General features: G+C 63.5%; 18 protein-coding genes. 17 read left to right on the top strand and 1 reads right to left on the bottom strand.

Going from position 1 to position 17,155, the window contains the following annotated elements:
* Window positions 1-84: 84 nt before the first annotated feature.
* Window positions 85-303 (bottom strand): DUF1127 domain-containing protein, encoded by a 219-nt coding sequence (locus AADA15_RS08695; RefSeq protein WP_341641165.1) that lies wholly within the window; start codon window positions 301-303, stop codon window positions 85-87.
* Window positions 304-651: 348 nt separating this feature from the next.
* On the opposite strand from AADA15_RS08695, the gene ruvC reads away from it, so the two are divergent.
* From ruvC to folD, 17 genes are all read left to right on the top strand, one after another.
* Window positions 652-1,149 carry a crossover junction endodeoxyribonuclease RuvC gene (gene ruvC, locus AADA15_RS08690; protein WP_341641164.1) on the top strand — a complete coding sequence of 166 codons (498 nt, stop codon included), beginning with the start codon at window positions 652-654 and terminating at the stop codon, window positions 1,147-1,149.
* Window positions 1,146-1,838 (top strand): Holliday junction branch migration protein RuvA, encoded by a 693-nt coding sequence (ruvA, locus tag AADA15_RS08685; protein ID WP_341641163.1) that lies wholly within the window; start codon window positions 1,146-1,148, stop codon window positions 1,836-1,838. Before ruvC ends, ruvA begins: the two co-directional genes overlap by 4 nt.
* 7 nt (window positions 1,839-1,845) lie before the next feature.
* On the top strand, window positions 1,846-2,880 hold the full coding sequence (ruvB, locus tag AADA15_RS08680) for a Holliday junction branch migration DNA helicase RuvB (protein ID WP_341641162.1): 1,035 nt from the start codon (window positions 1,846-1,848) through the stop codon (window positions 2,878-2,880).
* A 387-nt stretch (window positions 2,881-3,267) separates the two neighbouring features.
* Window positions 3,268-3,927, top strand: a complete 660-nt coding sequence (locus AADA15_RS08675; protein WP_341641161.1) for a hypothetical protein — start codon at window positions 3,268-3,270, stop codon at window positions 3,925-3,927.
* 9 nt (window positions 3,928-3,936) lie between these two features.
* On the top strand, window positions 3,937-4,494 hold the full coding sequence (gene thpR / locus AADA15_RS08670; RefSeq protein WP_341641160.1) for an RNA 2',3'-cyclic phosphodiesterase: 558 nt from the start codon (window positions 3,937-3,939) through the stop codon (window positions 4,492-4,494).
* Between the two features lie 65 nt (window positions 4,495-4,559).
* On the top strand, window positions 4,560-4,946 hold the full coding sequence (ybgC, locus tag AADA15_RS08665; protein ID WP_341641159.1) for a tol-pal system-associated acyl-CoA thioesterase: 387 nt from the start codon (window positions 4,560-4,562) through the stop codon (window positions 4,944-4,946).
* Between the two features lie 107 nt (window positions 4,947-5,053).
* Window positions 5,054-5,749 (top strand): protein TolQ, encoded by a 696-nt coding sequence (gene tolQ / locus AADA15_RS08660; protein WP_341641158.1) that lies wholly within the window; start codon window positions 5,054-5,056, stop codon window positions 5,747-5,749.
* A gap of 3 nt (window positions 5,750-5,752) precedes the next feature.
* Window positions 5,753-6,259 (top strand): protein TolR, encoded by a 507-nt coding sequence (gene tolR, locus AADA15_RS08655; protein ID WP_341641157.1) that lies wholly within the window; start codon window positions 5,753-5,755, stop codon window positions 6,257-6,259.
* Window positions 6,260-6,274: 15 nt separating this feature from the next.
* Window positions 6,275-7,390 carry a cell envelope integrity protein TolA gene (tolA, locus tag AADA15_RS08650; protein WP_341641156.1) on the top strand — a complete coding sequence of 372 codons (1,116 nt, stop codon included), beginning with the start codon at window positions 6,275-6,277 and terminating at the stop codon, window positions 7,388-7,390.
* Window positions 7,387-8,730, top strand: a complete 1,344-nt coding sequence (gene tolB / locus AADA15_RS08645; RefSeq protein ID WP_341641155.1) for a Tol-Pal system beta propeller repeat protein TolB — start codon at window positions 7,387-7,389, stop codon at window positions 8,728-8,730. The genes tolA and tolB overlap by 4 nt, the downstream gene beginning before the upstream one ends.
* A gap of 108 nt (window positions 8,731-8,838) precedes the next feature.
* Window positions 8,839-9,342, top strand: coding sequence for a peptidoglycan-associated lipoprotein Pal (pal, locus tag AADA15_RS08640; RefSeq protein WP_341641154.1), 504 nt, complete (start codon window positions 8,839-8,841; stop codon window positions 9,340-9,342).
* A 4-nt stretch (window positions 9,343-9,346) separates the two neighbouring features.
* Complete coding sequence (ybgF, locus tag AADA15_RS08635) at window positions 9,347-10,177, top strand: tol-pal system protein YbgF (RefSeq protein ID WP_341641153.1); 831 nt, start codon at window positions 9,347-9,349, stop codon at window positions 10,175-10,177.
* Complete coding sequence (gene tilS / locus AADA15_RS08630; RefSeq protein WP_341641152.1) at window positions 10,174-11,427, top strand: tRNA lysidine(34) synthetase TilS; 1,254 nt, start codon at window positions 10,174-10,176, stop codon at window positions 11,425-11,427. The genes ybgF and tilS overlap by 4 nt, the downstream gene beginning before the upstream one ends.
* Before the next feature lie 74 nt (window positions 11,428-11,501).
* Window positions 11,502-13,415, top strand: coding sequence for an ATP-dependent zinc metalloprotease FtsH (ftsH, locus tag AADA15_RS08625; protein WP_341641151.1), 1,914 nt, complete (start codon window positions 11,502-11,504; stop codon window positions 13,413-13,415).
* Window positions 13,416-13,689: 274 nt separating this feature from the next.
* A complete protein-coding gene (locus AADA15_RS08620) occupies window positions 13,690-14,265 on the top strand; it encodes an MOSC domain-containing protein (RefSeq protein ID WP_341641150.1) in 576 nt (191 codons plus the stop codon).
* A gap of 187 nt (window positions 14,266-14,452) precedes the next feature.
* Window positions 14,453-16,129: a formate--tetrahydrofolate ligase gene (locus AADA15_RS08615; RefSeq protein WP_341641149.1), complete on the top strand. Its 1,677-nt coding sequence runs from the start codon at window positions 14,453-14,455 to the stop codon at window positions 16,127-16,129.
* Window positions 16,130-16,227: 98 nt separating this feature from the next.
* Window positions 16,228-17,127 carry a bifunctional methylenetetrahydrofolate dehydrogenase/methenyltetrahydrofolate cyclohydrolase FolD gene (folD, locus tag AADA15_RS08610; RefSeq protein WP_341641148.1) on the top strand — a complete coding sequence of 300 codons (900 nt, stop codon included), beginning with the start codon at window positions 16,228-16,230 and terminating at the stop codon, window positions 17,125-17,127.
* The last annotated feature ends 28 nt before the right edge of the window (window positions 17,128-17,155 follow it).

Below are 17,155 nucleotides of genomic sequence, written 5' to 3'. Positions count from 1 at the left end.
CAGCCTGAAATAGGGCTGCGGCGTTGTTTTCTGCAACCCCGAGGGAAGTGGGCAGCAGTCAGACCGTCTGTGAGTGGGGGGGCGTTAGAAACGGGACTTGCCGTTTGCAATGTCGTCGATATCGCCGCGGCACATGCCGATGTCGGCCAGCTCGCGGTCGCTGAGCGCCTCAAGGGCATTGCGGGTAACGCGGGCGTCGTTCCAGGCAACGGCGGCTGCCAGAACAGTGTTGAAACGGCTTCCGATACGGCCAAACAGGCCGACAGAGCCATAGGTGGTGCGGGTGGTGTCGAGTGCAGCCATATCCGTGTCCTCTTTGGTGTATGTTTCCGTATCTGTGCTGGCCAAAAGGACCAGCGCGGTATTCGGCAGGTAGAGATGAAAAATCCGCGCAGCAAGATCGATTTTTGCATGGCTCTGTGCCGAAAATGCATAGCTTATCCCCTTGCAAACAAGGGAGATCGCGCCTTCGTGGCAAAGGTTTGGCAAATCTGTCGCGTCCGGACGTCAAGGCGGCGTTTTTGAGCCGCATCTGCGACTGCCATACCGCTCTTGCAGCCGGACTGCCTCTCAAAAGCGTTTGGACATGTTCGCCTTTTGTGCTAGCCCTTTTCAAAACAATTCTAACAAACGAGCAGGGATGGATCGGATATGCGAATTTTGGGTATCGATCCGGGGCTGCGAACCCTGGGTTGGGGGATGATCGAATCGCACGGAACGCGCCTGTCTCATGTGGCCAACGGGCTGTGCCATTCGGATGGGGACGATCTGGGCGAACGGCTCTTGTCGCTCCACAACCAGGTGAGCGAGGTGATCGCCGAGTACTGCCCCGACGAGGCAGCCATCGAACAGACCTTTGTGAACAAGGATGGTGCCGGGACTCTGAAGCTGGGCCAGGCGCGGGGTGTTGCGCTCTTGACTTTGGCCAAGGCCGGGCTGCCTGTGGGGGAATACGCGCCCAACCGGGTAAAGAAGACGGTGGTTGGTGTGGGGCACGCGGACAAGGGTCAGATCCTGCACATGGTCAAGCTGCAGCTGCCCGGGTGTAACCCCAAGGGCGCGGATGCCGCCGATGCTCTGGCCATCGCCATCTGCCACGCCTATTACGGGGGCTCGAACCAACGGGTCTTGAAAGAGGTGGGCGCATGATCGGCAAGCTGACCGGACGGCTGGAATACCGCGCGCCGGATCACGTTCTGATCGATGTGCGCGGGGTTGGCTACATCGTCTATTGTTCGGATCGCACACTTGCGGCGCTGCCCGGCGTGGGGGAGCCCGTGGCGCTCTATACCGAACTGTTGGTGCGCGAAGACCTGATGCAGCTTTATGGCTTTCCCTCGCTCGTGGAGAAGGAATGGCACCGCTTGCTGACCTCGGTGCAGGGCGTCGGGGCCAAGGTGTCGCTCGCCATCTTGGGCGCTTTGGGGCCGGATGGGGTGAGCCGTGCCATTGCGCTTGGCGATTGGGCGGCCGTCAAGGCGGCCAAGGGCGTCGGCCCCAAGACCGCGCAGCGCATTGTACTGGACCTCAAGGACAAGGCGCCCGGCGTCATGGCCATGGGCGGTACGGTATCCGAGGCGATGGACGGGCCGTCCCTTGCGGATGTTGTGGAGCCAGCCGAGACGGCACCCGCACCCAAGAAGGCAAGACCGTCCAGGCCCAAGGCGCCGACCGGGGCCGCAGCGGCCTCTGCAGGGGCGCTTTCGGCGCTTGGAAATCTTGGCTATGGCCCCTCGGAGGCCGCAGCCGCCGTTGCCGAGGCCGCAGGCGGCAATCCCGAGGCCGGCGAGGCGGAATTGATCCGTGCCGCCCTGCGTCTGCTGGCGCCGAAGGGGTGACGATTGGATGATCGACTCGGACCCAACCCTGCGCCCCGCGCCGCTGCCGGAAGACAGCGAACAGGAAAATAACCGCGCCCTGCGACCGCAGGGTCTATCCGAATTCATCGGTCAGGCCGAGGCGCGCGCCAACCTGCGCGTCTTCATCGAAAGCGCCCGTCGCCGGGGCGAAGCGATGGACCACACGCTGTTTCACGGGCCCCCGGGCCTTGGCAAGACAACGCTTGCACAGATCGTGGCGCGCGAGCTTGGCGTGAATTTCCGTATGACCTCGGGGCCGGTTCTGGCCAAGGCCGGCGATCTGGCGGCGATCCTCACCAACCTCGAGGCCCGCGATGTGCTGTTCATCGACGAGATCCACCGGCTGAATCCGGCGGTGGAAGAGGTGCTGTATCCGGCAATGGAGGATTTCGAGCTTGACCTGGTGATCGGTGAAGGCCCCGCCGCCCGTACGGTCAGGATCGAGTTGCAGCCTTTCACGCTGGTCGGTGCGACCACGCGCATGGGTCTTTTGACCACGCCGCTGCGGGATCGCTTCGGTATTCCGACCCGGCTGCAGTTTTACACGGTGGATGAGCTGCACGAGATCGTCAGCCGCAATGCCCGCAAGCTGGGTGCCCCGGCGGATGATGCTGGCGCACGAGAGATCGCGCGGCGCGCAAGGGGAACCCCAAGGATCGCCGGGCGGCTCTTGCGCCGCGTGGTGGACTTTGCGGTTGTCGAGGGCGATGGAACGATCACCCGGCAGTTGGCCGACGGGGCGCTGACCCGGCTTGGGGTGGACAACCTGGGTCTTGATGGGGCGGACCGGCGGTATCTGCGACTGATTGCCGAAAACTATGCGGGTGGCCCGGTGGGGATCGAGACCATGTCGGCTGCGCTCAGCGAAAGCCGCGATGCGCTGGAGGAGGTGATCGAGCCCTACTTGTTGCAACAGGGGCTGATCCAGCGCACCCCGCGCGGGCGGATGCTGGCGCAGAAGGCCTGGACGCATCTGGGCCTGGCGCCGCCCAAATCGCAAAGCGACCTGTTCTCCAAATGAGGATAGTCTCCCGCCCGTCGCGGCGGCATCGAAGATGCCGCGCTTCCGTTGGGCCAGGCGCCGCCGGTGCGGCGGGGGGAATTTGCTGAGAGGTGCCTCAAGGGGCAGGTCTGCACCTTGAGGCACCATTGCAAGGGTATTTAGCCCTTTGCCGCCTCAAGGGTAAACCACGCGTGCCGCGTGGCCGCATGCGCGGCCCTTGACCCGGAAAAGGGCAGATGGGTCTTGATGCGGCCGCGCCGCGTCAGCGGCGCCGGACCCAAGGCCGCCAAGGGGTTTCGGCGCAGCCGATGCACCTGAGGGCGCGGGAGTGCCCCCTTGCCGTTTGGTTTCGAGAGCGGCATAGACGCGCTCAACAGTCGACACACTTGCGATGGAGCCGCTCTCATGACACTGAACCTGACGCCGGATCAGATCGAAACGCTGTTCACACGCAAGGATGGATCCTACGCCTTCGCGCGCTGGGGGCGTCCCATTGCGCCCATCGTCTTTGGGGTTGAGGATGAGACGCTCAGGATCCTGAAAGGGGCGCTTGAGGCGGTGGTGACCCTTGCCGGGCACCAGATGGCGGAAACCGACCCCGAGCTTGGCACGAACCTCATGGTCTTCTTCTTTCGCGAGTGGGATGAGCTGCTTGCCGTGCCCGATCTGGACCGTCTGATCCCGGATCTTGCCCCTTTGACTGCACGGCTCAAGGACGCGAATGCCAGTCAGTACCGCGCCTTCCGGTTTGACGAGCAGGGCGGTATCCGCGCGGCCTTTGTGTTTCTGCGCATGTCGGGGGATCTGGCAAAGATGCCTGCTGAAACGCTTGCCCTCACCCAGGCGGTGCAGGTCATGCTGATGTGGGGGGATCACGCCTTTTCCCAACAATCTCCGCTGGCGGTGCTGCCTGAGACCGGTGCCACCATCCTGCGCCCCGAGATCGCCGGGGTGATCGCGGCCGCCTATGATCGGATGATGCCGGTGGCGGCGGGTGATGCCTCTCATGCCTTGCGCCTTTATGCGCGGCTGCAGGCGTCGGCGCCCGGCGCCGGGATCCAGTAGGGCGGGGCGATGCGTGCCTTTGTCGGTCTGCCCCTGCCGGAGGATGCCCTCGATGGTCTGGATCGGCTTCAGCAGGGCATCCCTGTGGGACGAATTGTTCCGGCGGGGAACCTGCATCTGACGCTGGCTTTTTTGGATGAACAGCCCGAACGCGTGCTGCATCGCTTGCATCAGGAGCTGCAACAGATCGAGGCCATGCCCCTGAGCCTGTGCATCAAGGGGCTCGATCTTTTTGGCGGAGGCAGGCCGCGCATTCTCTTTGCGGCCGTTCAGCCCGAGCCGGCCCTGGCCCGGCTGCGCGATCAGGTGCGGCGGGCGGCGGAGCGGGCGGAGATCGACCTTCCCCGCGAACGTTTCCGTCCGCATATCACCCTGGCCCGCTTTGGCCGGGACATGCCGGAACACCAGGCACGCCGATTGGGGGCCTTCCTCCAGGCGCACGGGGACTACGCCATGCCCGAGCTGCCGATCGACCGGATGGCGCTTTATCGGTCGACCCTCGATGCTGACGGTGCGCGCTACGAAATCCTTGCGGACTATCCCTTCACGGGCGCTGACACAGACTAGGCCCACAGGGCTTGCTGCCCCAAACACCTGGCCCTAGGGTGCCCGCAGCAGAGAAAGGGCAGGACATGACGCATGAATTCCCGGTACGGGTCTATTACGAGGACACCGACATGGGCGGGATCGTCTATCACGCGAATTACCTGCGCTACATCGAACGGGCGCGCAGCGACTGGGTGCGAAAGCTTGGCAACGATCAGAATGCTATGCGCGATGCGGGTATCATCTGGGTGGTTCAGCGGATCGAGGCGGACTACCTGTTGCCTGCCAAGTTCGAGGATGAACTGATGGTGGAAACCGAGGTGGAAAAGCTGACCGGCGCACGCCTGACCATGCGTCAGCTGGTGCGCCGCGGCGACGCGCCCCTGTTCAAGGCGGTTGTCACGGCGGTCTGCGTGAGCGCGGCGGATGGTCGTCCGACGCGTCTGCCGGCAGAGATTCGCGCATTGCTCTAGGCTGTGGGCGCTGTCACGCCTGTTTCATTGGCTTTTCGGTTTGATTTGAGCTAGCGTTGCATCAAACAAGGCCGCGAACAGACGGCCGGAAACGATAGAGCAGGCTAATGGAAGCAGAAACTCTGGCGCTGGCGCAGGAGATTGATTTCTCCATGTGGGGCCTTTTCGCGCGGGCCACCATCACCGTGAAACTGGTCATGCTGATGCTGATTGCCGCCTCGGTATGGTCGTGGGGCATCATATTTCAGAAACTGATCAACTATCGCAAAGCGCGGGCCGACGCGGCGGCGTTTGAGGCGGCCTTCTGGTCCGGCAATCCGCTGGACGAACTGTTCGACCAGCTGGGCCCGGACCCGGCAGGGCAGTCCGAACGCATCTTTGCCGCCGGCATGGCCGAATGGCGCCGCAGCCACCGCAGCGACGGCGGCTTGATCCCCGGTGCACAGGCGCGGATCGACCGGTCGATGGACGTGGCCATCGCCAAGGAGGCCGAGAGCCTGCAAGCGGGTCTGCCGGTGCTGGCCTCGATCGGCTCCACCGCGCCCTTCATCGGCCTGTTTGGCACCGTGTGGGGTATCATGCATGCCTTCATCGAGATTGCCGAGCAGCAGAACACAAATCTCGCCGTCGTCGCCCCGGGCATTGCCGAGGCGCTTCTGGCGACGGGGCTCGGCCTGCTTGCGGCGATCCCGGCGGTGATCTTCTACAACAAGCTGAGCGCGGACAGCGACCGGATCCTCGGCAGCTACGAAGCCTTTGCGGATGAGTTCGCAACCATCCTCAGCCGCCAGCTGGATTCCTGAGCCATGGGCGCTGCGGTTCAGCAAAAAGCATCGGGCGGCGGCGGGCGCCGCCGTGGACGTCGCCGCGGCCGCGCGCAGCCGATGGCCGAGATCAACGTCACGCCCTTCGTGGACGTGATGCTGGTCTTGCTGATCATCTTCATGGTGGCCGCGCCTCTGATGACCGTCGGTGTGCCGGTCGAGCTGCCGAAAACGGCGGCGGGCGCGCTGCCGGGCGATGAAGAAGAGCCGCTGACGGTGACCATGACGGCGGGTGGTGACATCCAGATCCAGACCACATCGGTGCCGCGCGCCGAACTGGTTGCCAAACTGCGCGCGATTGCGGCCGAACGCACCTCCGACCGGATTTTCCTGCGGGCTGATGGGGCGATTGCCTACAGCGAGGTCATGCAGGTGATGGGCGCGCTCAATGCGGGCGGTTTTGCCAATGTGGGCCTGGTCACAGATACGGGCGGCCCGGCGCTGGATGGTACAGCCTCTGGCGCATCCGGCGGCGGCGCGGATCAATAGGCGGGGGCACGGCACGTGCAGACCGGAACCAAGATCTCTCTTGCGGGGCACGGGCTCCTGCTGGGTTGGGCCGCGCTTGGCGGCTGGTTCCAGCCTGACCCTGCGCCCTTCGAGGTGCAGGAGGTCTCATTGATTTCCGCCGAGGAATTCACCCGCCTCAGCCAGCAGCGACAGGCACCAGAGGTGGCGCCGGATGCAACCGTGCTGGCACCGCCAGAGGAAAGCGCCGCGCCCGAGGTCTCTGTCCCGCCTGTGCCTCGCCCCGAACCGGAGGTGCCCCCGAAGCGCCCCGAGCCACTGCCGGAGCCGACCCCGGATCCGGTGGTTGAGGATGTGCCCGAGGGGCAGCCCGATCCCACTGTGCCGGATGCCCCGCCAGAGGTCGAAACGCCCCCCGAGACGGCGGTGATCCTGCCGCCGCAACCGGAAGCGCCGCAGCTGCCCCCGGTGGATCGGGTCGCCCCCGTGCCTGTGGCGCCACCGGAACCCGATGTGGCGGTGGGTGACGTCGTCCAGCCTGAGGTCGCCCCGCAGGAGGGCGCCGAAGCCCCGCAGGAGGTGCAGGAAGCCACTGCCCCCGAGGCGGCAACAGACCGCATCGTGACGGAAGAAAATCAGGCCGAGGAGCAGGTGGTCACCGCGCCGACCCAGTCGGTGCGACCCAAAAGCCGCCCCGAGCGGCGGACGGTCGAGACCGCCCCGCAACAGCCGCAGGCCGAAACCCCGGTCGAACGCTCGGCGGTCGAAGACGCTTTGGCGGCTGCGCTTGCGGGTGGCGCTGATGTGGAGGCTCCCGAGCCTGCCGGACCGCCTTTGACCAGCGGGGAAAAGGACGCCTTGCGCGTTGCCGTCTCGCAATGCTGGAACGTCGGATCGCTCTCTTCGGACGCCCTGCGCACGACCGTTGTGGTCGGTGTCAGCCTCGCACAGGATGGTAAGCCCGATGCGGGTTCCATCCGGATGCTGTCGAGCACCGGCGGGTCGGCGGCGGCTGCAAAACAGGCCTACGAGGCCGCACGGCGGGCAATAATCCGCTGCGGTTCACGAGGATTTCAACTTCCCCCTGATAAATACGCCCACTGGCGTGATATTGAGATGACATTCAATCCCGAAAGGATGCGGATCAAATGAGGACCTACCCGGCACGCCTGGCTCTTTACGGCCTGACCTTGTGCGTTGCGGCCCTGATAACGGCGGGCAGCGTTGCGGCACAAAGCGGAGGGCCGCTCAGGATCGAGATCGACCAGGGTGTGATCGAGCCCTTGCCCTATGCAGTGCCCGACTTCATCTCCGATGATGCGGCGGCGACCGAATACGCCTCTTTGATCGCACGGGTGGTTGCGGCCGACCTCAGCGGTACGGGTCTGTTCCGCGAGGTGCCCGCCTCGGCGCATATCTCGAAAATCACCAGTTTTGACGATCCGGTAAAATTCGCAGATTGGAAGGCGGTGAATGCCCAGGCGCTGATCGCCGGGGCTGTCAGTGTCAATGGGCGGCAGTTGACCGTCCGCTTCCGCGCTTATGACGTCTTTGCCGAAAACGAACTGGGGGGAGGTCTGCAATTCTCCGGCACCACGGATGGCTGGCGGCGCATGGCGCACAAGGTGGCCGATGCGGTCTACAGCAGGATCACCGGCGAGGGCGGCTATTTCGACAGCCGGGTGGTCTTTGTCTCGGAAACCGGCCCAAAGAACGACCGCCGCAAACGGCTGGCGATCATGGATTTTGATGGCGCCAATGTGCAGTATCTGACCAACAGCGATGCCATCGTGCTGGCGCCGCGGTTTTCGCCTACCGGCGACCGGGTGCTGTACACCAGTTACGAGACCGGATTCCCGCAGATCCACGTGCTGGATGTGGGAAAAGTCCAGCGCCGGATCCTGTCGACGGATGACGGCATCATGAGCTTTGCCCCGCGGTTTTCGCCCGATGGGCGCACTGTGGTCTATTCCCAGTCGCAAGGGGGCAATACCGATCTTTTCACCATGGACATTGCCACCGGCCAGCGCACGCGCCTGACCACGGCGCCTTCGATCGAGACCGCGCCCTCCTTTTCTCCCGATGGCAGCCAGATCGTCTTTGAAAGTGACCGATCGGGCGCGCCGCAGCTTTACGTGATGCCCGCGGCGGGCGGCGCGGCCAAACGGATCAGTTTTGGCGCGGGCCGCTATGGCACCCCTGTATGGTCGCCGCGCGGGGATCTCATCGCCTTTACCAAGCAGAACAAGGGCCGCTTCCACATCGGTGTCATGCGCACCGATGGCAGCGAGGAACGCCTTCTGACCGCATCTTTCCTGGATGAAGGGCCGACCTGGTCGCCGAACGGGCGGGTGATCATGTTCACCCGCGAAACCCAAGGGGCGAGCGGCCGGGCGCTGCTTTACTCGGTGGACATCTCGGGGCGGAACCTCAAACCGGTGCGCACGCCCGATGGCGCCTCCGATCCGGCCTGGTCGCCGTTGCAGAACTAGGTCTGTATGAGTAACGACAACGCAACTGGGGCATTAAAACCAGCATGGCCGCCTGACTCAACATATGGTAGGTTGCCGTCAAGAAACGCGAAGGGGTAGGGATTGAATATGAGCGGATTTAAGATTGCACTTGTGGTGGCCGCAGCCCTCGGGCTGGCGGGATGTAGTAACGCGGCATGGGATGACACGCGTTTTGGCGGCAGTGGCGCGGGCGCCGGTGCAGCCGGATCGGTCTCTGACCCCACCAGCCCCGCCTATTTCCAGGAGGCGATCGGTGATCGCGTTCTCTTCGCGGTGGATCAGTCCACTCTTTCGCCCGAGGCAGAGGCAACCCTGCGCGGTCAGGCGGGCTGGCTTTTGGCGAATACCGATTACAACGTCACCATCCAGGGCCACGCCGACGAGCAGGGCACGCGCGAATACAACCTGGCCCTTGGGGCGCGCCGTGCCAATGCGGCGCGGGAATTCCTGATCTCGCAAGGGGTGGCAGGGAACCGCATCCAGGTCGTGAGCTTTGGTAAGGAACGCCCGATCGAGATCTGCTCGGACGAAAGCTGTTATGCCAAGAACCGCCGTGCCGTGACCGTCCTGGCGAGCGGTCTGACGGGGTAATCCGATGCGATCCATCCGTGCCTTCCTGACCGCCTCGATCACCGTCTCCGTGCTGTGCGCGCCGCTGCCCGTGCTGGCACAGGACCAGCAGACCCTTGCCGATATCCGGCAGGAGCTGACGGTGCTGCATGTTGAGATCCAGCGCCTCAACCGAGAGTTGTCGACCACCGGTGCGCCTTCGACCAACCTCGCCGGGACGTCGGTTCTGGACCGGGTCGAAGCAATCGAGATGGAGCTGCAGCGGCTGACGGCGCAGACCGAGCAGCTGGAGTACCGCATCAACCGGATCGTCGCGGATGGCACCAACCGGATCGGTGATCTTGAGTTCCGCCTGGTGGAACTGGAAGGCGGCGATATCGCGGCGCTGGGTAAGACCACGACGCTTGGCGGGGATACTGAAGGGGGCAATGCCGAAACGCCTGCGGTTCAGACCGGCCCCACCGAAGAGCTGGCCGTGGGTGAGCGCGCGGATTTCGATGCTGCCAAGGCTGCGCTTGAGAATGGCAGTTATCAGGAGGCCGCTGATAAATTCGCGGCCTTCAATGCGGCCTATCCGGGCAGTCCGCTTGCGGCCAAGGCCGACTTTCATCGCGGCAAGGCGATGGAGGGGCTGGGCGACACCCGTGAGGCAGCGCGGGCCTATCTGGCGTCCTTTACCGGCGATGCGGTTGGTCCGATGGCGCCGGATGCGCTGTTTGAGCTGGGCGCGGCTCTCGGGCGGCTGGGGCAGGTGGATCAGGCCTGCATCACCCTGTCGGAAGTCGGTGCGCGCTTTGCGGGTAATGACACCGTTGCCAAGGCCCAGGCCGAGATGGCGCGGCTGAGCTGTTCTTGACGAGAAGCCCCGACGATATTCTGAAACGGCTGGACGCCGAACTGCCGACGCCCCTTCCCAAACGGATCGGGGTGGCCGTGTCCGGGGGCAGCGACTCGGTTGCGCTGCTCCACCTTCTGCATCAACGCCTGTCCCAAAATCGGGTCGAGATATGCGTGGTGACGGTTGACCATGGGCTGCGCGCGGCCTCTGCGGCCGAGGCGCGGCAGGTGACAGACCTGGCCAAAGGCTTGGGCCTGTCGCATGACATCCTGCCCTGGCAAGAGGGGCCAGGGGGCGGCAGTCTGCAGGACGCGGCGCGGCAGGCGCGCTATGCCCTGATGGCAGATTGGGCGCGTGCAAAGGACATTGCATGGCTGGCCCTTGGGCACACGGCGGATGATCAGGCGGAAACCGTCCTCATGCGGCTGATGCGCGCCTCTGGTGTTGATGGCCTGTCGGCGATGTCTGCCCAGCGGGATTTCAATGGCGTGACGCTTTGGCGTCCGCTGCTTTGGGTGCGCCGGGCAGATCTGCGGGCCTATCTGAGCAGCGCAGGGGGGACGTGGATCGAGGATCCCTCAAATGAAGATGTGCGATTCGAGCGCGTGCGCGTGCGCCAGACACTGGCGCAGTTGCAGCATCTTGGCCTGACCGTCGATGCCTTGACCACGGTGGCCGCGAATATGGCACAGGCGCGCCAAGCTCTTGAACAGGCGACGAAAGCTGCGGCCGTGGATCTGGCCGAGGTGCGCGCGGGCGCCATCTCACTTGACCGGGCCGGTTTTGCCGCTCTACCGGATGAGATTGCCTACAGATTGCTCGTTGCTGCGATAAAATGGACCACGTCAAAGGGATATCCGCCGCGCCGCGCCCCCATGCTTGCGGCGATTGCAGGGCTTCGCACGGGAGTGGGGTCAACCTTGGGCGGGGCCCGCCTCTTGTGTCATCAGGGCCGGATCTGGATTTGCCGTGAAAGCCGCGCCGTTGTGGATTGCCATGCGGCACCGGACGAGATTTGGGATGGTCGCTGGCGCATTCTTGCCAAAGAAACAAGGGATTGCGAGGTTCGTACCCTGGGCGAGGATGGGCTTCGCCACTGCACGGACTGGCGCGCAACCGGACTTCCTGCACCGGTTCTTGTGGTCACACCGGCCCTTTGGAAAGGCGCTGAACTGATTGCCGCGCCATTGGCGGGCCATGCCGATGGATGCAGGGCAGAGCTGGTCCGCGGAGAAGAAGAGTTCCATGCATCCTTTTTATCGCATTGAACCTGACTGAATGTTCCCTATTTTATGCTCAACGCAGGCGGCCGCGTGTCGCCTGGAACATTGGGAGACTTTCCTTGGGAAATGCACGCAATATCGCCTTCTGGGTTGTTCTGTTCCTGCTGATCCTCGCGCTGTTCAACCTGTTCAGCGGATCCGGCAGCACCATGCAGAGCCGTGAGCGCACCTATTCCGACTTTGTGTCCGCCGTAGAGGCAGGTCAGGTCAGCACCGTGACGCTCGACGGCGAGCAAGTTCGTTTCACGACCTCTGACGGGCAGAGCTATGTCACCATCAGGCCGGGCGACGCCGAAGTCACCTCGATGCTGATCGAGAACAACATTCCGGTTCGAGCGGAAAAGCAGGAGCAGTCGGGCTTCCAGTCCTTCCTGATTACCCTGCTGCCGTTCCTTCTGCTGATCGGCGTCTGGGTCTACTTCATGAACCGCATGCAGGGCGGCGGCAAGGGCGGCGCCATGGGCTTTGGCAAGTCCAAGGCCAAGATGCTGACCGAGAAACATGGCCGGGTGACCTTTGACGATGTGGCCGGGATCGACGAAGCCAAGGAAGAGCTGGAAGAGATCGTGGAATTCCTGCGCAACCCGCAGAAGTTCTCGCGCCTCGGTGGCAAGATCCCGAAAGGCGCGCTGCTGGTGGGCCCTCCGGGCACCGGTAAGACGCTGCTGGCCCGTGCCATTGCGGGTGAGGCGGGCGTGCCCTTCTTCACCATTTCGGGTTCGGACTTTGTCGAAATGTTCGTCGGCGTGGGTGCCTCCCGCGTGCGCGACATGTTCGAACAGGCCAAGAAGAACGCGCCCTGTATCGTCTTCATCGACGAAATCGACGCCGTGGGTCGCCATCGTGGCGCCGGGTATGGCGGCGGCAATGACGAGCGCGAGCAGACGCTGAACCAGCTCTTGGTGGAAATGGACGGGTTCGAGGCGAACGAGGGCGTGATCATCCTCGCCGCAACCAACCGCCGCGATGTTTTGGACCCTGCGCTGCTGCGTCCGGGCCGCTTTGACCGCAACGTCACCGTCGGCAACCCTGACATCAAGGGCCGCGAAAAGATTCTGGGCGTTCATGCACGCAAGACATCGCTTGGCCCCGATGTGGACCTGCGCATCATCGCGCGGGGCACCCCGGGTTTCTCGGGTGCGGATCTGGCGAACCTGGTGAACGAGGCCGCCCTGATGGCCGCCCGCGTTGGCCGCCGCTTTGTCACAATGGAAGACTTCGAGAACGCCAAGGACAAGGTGATGATGGGCGCTGAGCGTCGCTCGATGGTGCTGACGGCGGACCAGAAGGAAAAGACCGCCTATCACGAGGCCGGTCATGCCGTCGTGGGCCTCAAGCTGCCCGAGTGCGATCCTGTCTACAAGGCTACGATCATCCCGCGTGGTGGCGCCCTTGGCATGGTGGTCAGCCTGCCTGAAATGGACCGCCTCAACTGGCACAAGGACGAGTGTGAACAGAAGCTGGCGATGACCATGGCCGGTAAGGCCGCCGAGATCATCAAGTATGGCGAAAACCACGTCTCCAACGGCCCTGCCGGCGATATCCAGCAGGCAAGCCAGCTGGCGCGCGCCATGGTGATGCGCTGGGGCATGTCGGATAAGGTCGGCAACATCGATTATGCCGAGGCGCATGAAGGATACAGCGGCAACACAGCGGGCTTCTCGGTTTCGGCGCATACCAAGGAGATGATCGAGGACGAGGTGCGTTCCTTTATCCAGAACGGCTATGAGCGGGCTTTCAAGATCCTCACCGACCACAAGGATGAGTGGGAGCGTCTGGCCCAGGGGCTTCTGGAATATGAGACGCTGACCGGCGACGAGATCAAGCGCGTCATGAAAGGTGAGCCGCCGCATTCTGGTCAGGATGAAGGGGACGATGCCGACAAAGGTAGTGCGTCGATCACCTCGGTACCGAAGGCCAAGCCGAAAAAGTCCCCGCCGGAAGGGGGCATGGAGCCTGAGCCTTCAGCCTGAATCGAATGAGATAGTGAGGCCGGGTCATCGACCGGGCCTTTTCATTCCAACTGAAGACCAATGCTGTCGTCAGGGGATGGCGCTGGGGCGCCGGGCAGCTTTGCTGCCCGGCGCCCCAGCGCCCGGGTCGGATCGCTTTGCGATCCGACCGTTCTCTTTCGAGATCCGTTCTCAAACGTCTGGAAGTTCCGCCTTTTGCCTGTATGGTCGCCGCACGATCAGCTGTGGTCTGGCAGCCGTACCGATACTAAGTTCATTTTTCAGGAGCCTCAGAATGCCCGTATTGCGCAAAACCGATTATGTAGGGGAAATCACCTGGATGGGTGCGGTTCCGGCAGGAAACGATCTTTCGGCGATGAAGCGGGATGCTCTGGATCTCGGCTTTCACGGCATAAACGGAGAACGACACGAGGGCGAGGCGCGCGCCTCATGCGTTCGGGTCAAGAACCTTTACCCGCAGGGGACCGAGATCCGCAATGTCCGGCAGCTGACGATCCTCTCCGAAGAAGAATTGGCGCTGATTGCCGCGGACATGGGGCTTGAGCGGCTCGATCCGGCGCGCCTTGGCGCTACGCTGGTTCTGCGCGGAATCCCTGATTTCACATTTATCCCGCCAAATACGCGCCTGCAGGGCCCGGATGGCACGACTCTGACCGTCGATATGGAAAACCGCCCCTGCGTTCTGCCTGGCCGCGAGATCGAGAAGGATCACACCGGCTATGGCGCCAAGTTTAAACCGGCCGCCAAGAACCGGCGGGGAATCACCGCCTGGGTCGAGCGTCCCGGTCGCCTGTCTCTTGGCGATCAGCTGGCGGTTTTTGTCCCTGACCAGCGCGCCTGGGCACCCTGAACAGGTCTTCAAAGGGGCACATTGCGTTCCTTTCGACCCCCAAGGGTTCCGATCCAAAGCTGCGGACGCCGCTTCGAAGCGTGATAACGTCGGAAAACACGCGCGCGAATTGCCGCAGTCTGGATAAGTCTTGATCAACCCCGGCTGCGCTGCCGGTCAACCGATGAAACAGGTCAGGAACGAGGCCATGAGCTACAAGAGTGATATCGAAATCGCGCGCGAGGCAAAGAAGCTCCCGATTCAGGAGATCGGCGCCAAACTGGGCATGTCCCATGACGATCTTCTGCCCTATGGCCATGACAAGGCAAAGGTGAGTCAGCCCTTTATCGACTCCGTTCAGGGCAAGGAAAACGGCAAGCTGATCCTGGTGACCGCGATCAACCCGACCCCGGCGGGTGAGGGCAAGACCACCACCACCGTGGGTCTGGGCGACGGGCTGAACCGGATCGGCAAGAACGCGATGATCTGCATTCGCGAGGCCTCGCTTGGCCCCAACTTCGGCATGAAGGGAGGCGCCGCCGGGGGCGGTTACGCGCAGGTGGTGCCGATGGAGGACATGAACCTCCACTTCACCGGCGATTTCCACGCGATCACTTCGGCCCACTCGCTGCTGTCGGCCATGCTGGACAACCACATCTATTGGGGCAACGAGCAGGATATCGACATCCGCCGCGTCCAGTGGCGCCGGGTCGTCGACATGAACGACCGCGCCCTGCGCCAGATCAACGTCTCGCTTGGCGGCGTTGCCAATGGCTTCCCGCGCGAGGGTGGATTTGACATCACCGTGGCCTCCGAAGTGATGGCGATCCTCTGCCTGGCCAAGGACCTCAAGGATCTCGAGCAGCGTCTGGGCGATATGATCGTGGCCTACCGCCGCGACCGCAGCCCGGTTTTCTGCCGTGACATCAAGGCTCAAGGCGCCATGGCGGTTCTGCTCAAGGATGCGATGCAGCCGAACCTGGTGCAGACGCTGGAGAATAACCCGGCCTTCGTTCACGGCGGTCCTTTCGCCAATATCGCCCACGGCTGCAACTCGGTCATCGCGACGCAAACCGCATTGAAAGTGGCCGACTACGTGGTGACCGAAGCCGGGTTTGGTGCGGATCTTGGCGCCGAGAAGTTCATGAACATCAAATGCCGCAAGGCGGGGCTGGCCCCTGATTGCGTGGTGCTGGTGGCCACCGTGCGCGCGATGAAGATGAACGGCGGCGTTGCCAAGGCCGATCTTGGCGCCGAGAACGTCGAGGCAGTGATGGAGGGCTGCGCCAACCTCGGCCGCCACATCGGCAACCTCAAATCCTTTGGCGTGCCGGTTGTGGTAGCCATCAACCACTTCGTGACCGACACCGAGGCCGAGATCCAGGCGGTCAAGGACTACGTTGAAACCCAAGGTTCCGAAGCGATCCTGTCGCGCCACTGGGAGCTGGGTTCGGAAGGGTCCGAAGCGCTGGCCCGCCGCGTGGCCGAGATCGCCGACAGCGGCGTCAGCCAGTTCGCGCCGCTCTACCGCGACGAGCTGAGCCTGTTCGAGAAGATCGAGCGTATCGCCAAGGGTATCTATCGCGCCGACGAAGTGCTGGCCGACAAGAAGATCCGCGATCAGCTGAAACTCTGGGAGGATCAGGGCTACGGCCATCTGCCGGTTTGCATGGCGAAAACCCAGTACAGCTTTTCGACGGATCCAAACCTGCGCGGTGCGCCCACGGGCCATTCTGTGCCGGTGCGTGAGGTGCGCCTGTCGGCAGGGGCCGGGTTCGTGGTGGTGGTCTGCGGCGAGATCATGACCATGCCGGGCCTGCCGCGGGTTCCTGCGGCGGAAAACATCCATCTGAACGCCGAAGGACAGATCGAAGGCTTGTTCTGAGGCGAAATTTGCGCAATCTGCGGCCCGGAAGGGGTTCCGGGCCGTATCGCGTTTCGGCGCACCCCGACACGAGACCCGCAAAAAGAGGATTTTGGCAGATGGCAGCGACACTCATCGACGGCAAGGCTTTTGCGGCCACGGTGCGCGCAAAAGTGGCGGACCATGTGGCGCGCCTGAAAGAGGACCACGGCATCACGCCCGGCCTTGCGGTGATTCTGGTCGGCGAAGATCCGGCAAGCGAGGTCTATGTGGCCGCCAAACACCGGCAGACGGTCGAGGTCGGCATGGCCTCCTTTGAGCATAGATTGCCCGCCGACGTGTCCGAGGCGGATCTTTTTGCGCTGATCGACCAGCTCAATGCCGACCCCGCCGTGCATGGGATCCTGTGCCAGTTCCCGGTGCCGGATCACCTCGATGAGCGCGCCGTCGTGGCGCGCATTGACCCGTCCAAGGACGTGGATGGCTTGAGCGTTGTCAATGCGGGCCTTTTGGCAAGCGGCGAAAAGGGGCTGGTCTCCTGTACGCCGCTGGGCTGTCTGATGCTGCTGCGCGATCAGCTCGGCGATATGACGGGCCTCAATGCGGTGGTGATTGGCCGCTCGAACCTGTTTGGCAAGCCGATGGCGCAGCTCCTCCTGCAGGAAAACTGCACCGTGACGATTGCCCATTCGCGCACCCGCGATCTGCCCGAGGTCTGCCGCCGCGCCGATATCCTTGTGGCTGCGGTCGGGCGCTCGGAAATGGTGCAGGCCGATTGGGTCAAACCCGGTGCCACGGTGATCGACGTCGGCATCACCCGCGTGCCGCACCCGGAGAAACCCGGCAAGACCAAGCTGCTCGGGGACGTGAACTTTGCCCCGGTGTCAGAGGTTGCAGGCGCCATCACCCCGGTGCCGGGCGGCGTTGGCCCGATGACCATCGCCTGTCTGCTGGCAAATACCCTGACCGCCTGCTGCCGCGCGCATGGGCTGGAAGAACCCGAAGGGCTGACAGCCTGAGCCTTTTGCCGTTTTGGTGAAACGACAA

The sequence above is a fragment of the Phycobacter sedimenti genome (assembly GCF_038148855.1).
GTDB classification, from domain to species: Bacteria; Pseudomonadota; Alphaproteobacteria; order Rhodobacterales; family Rhodobacteraceae; genus Phycobacter; species Phycobacter sedimenti.
Note: the sequence above shows the minus strand (reverse complement) of the source record. Positions and strands in the feature narration are given on the sequence as shown.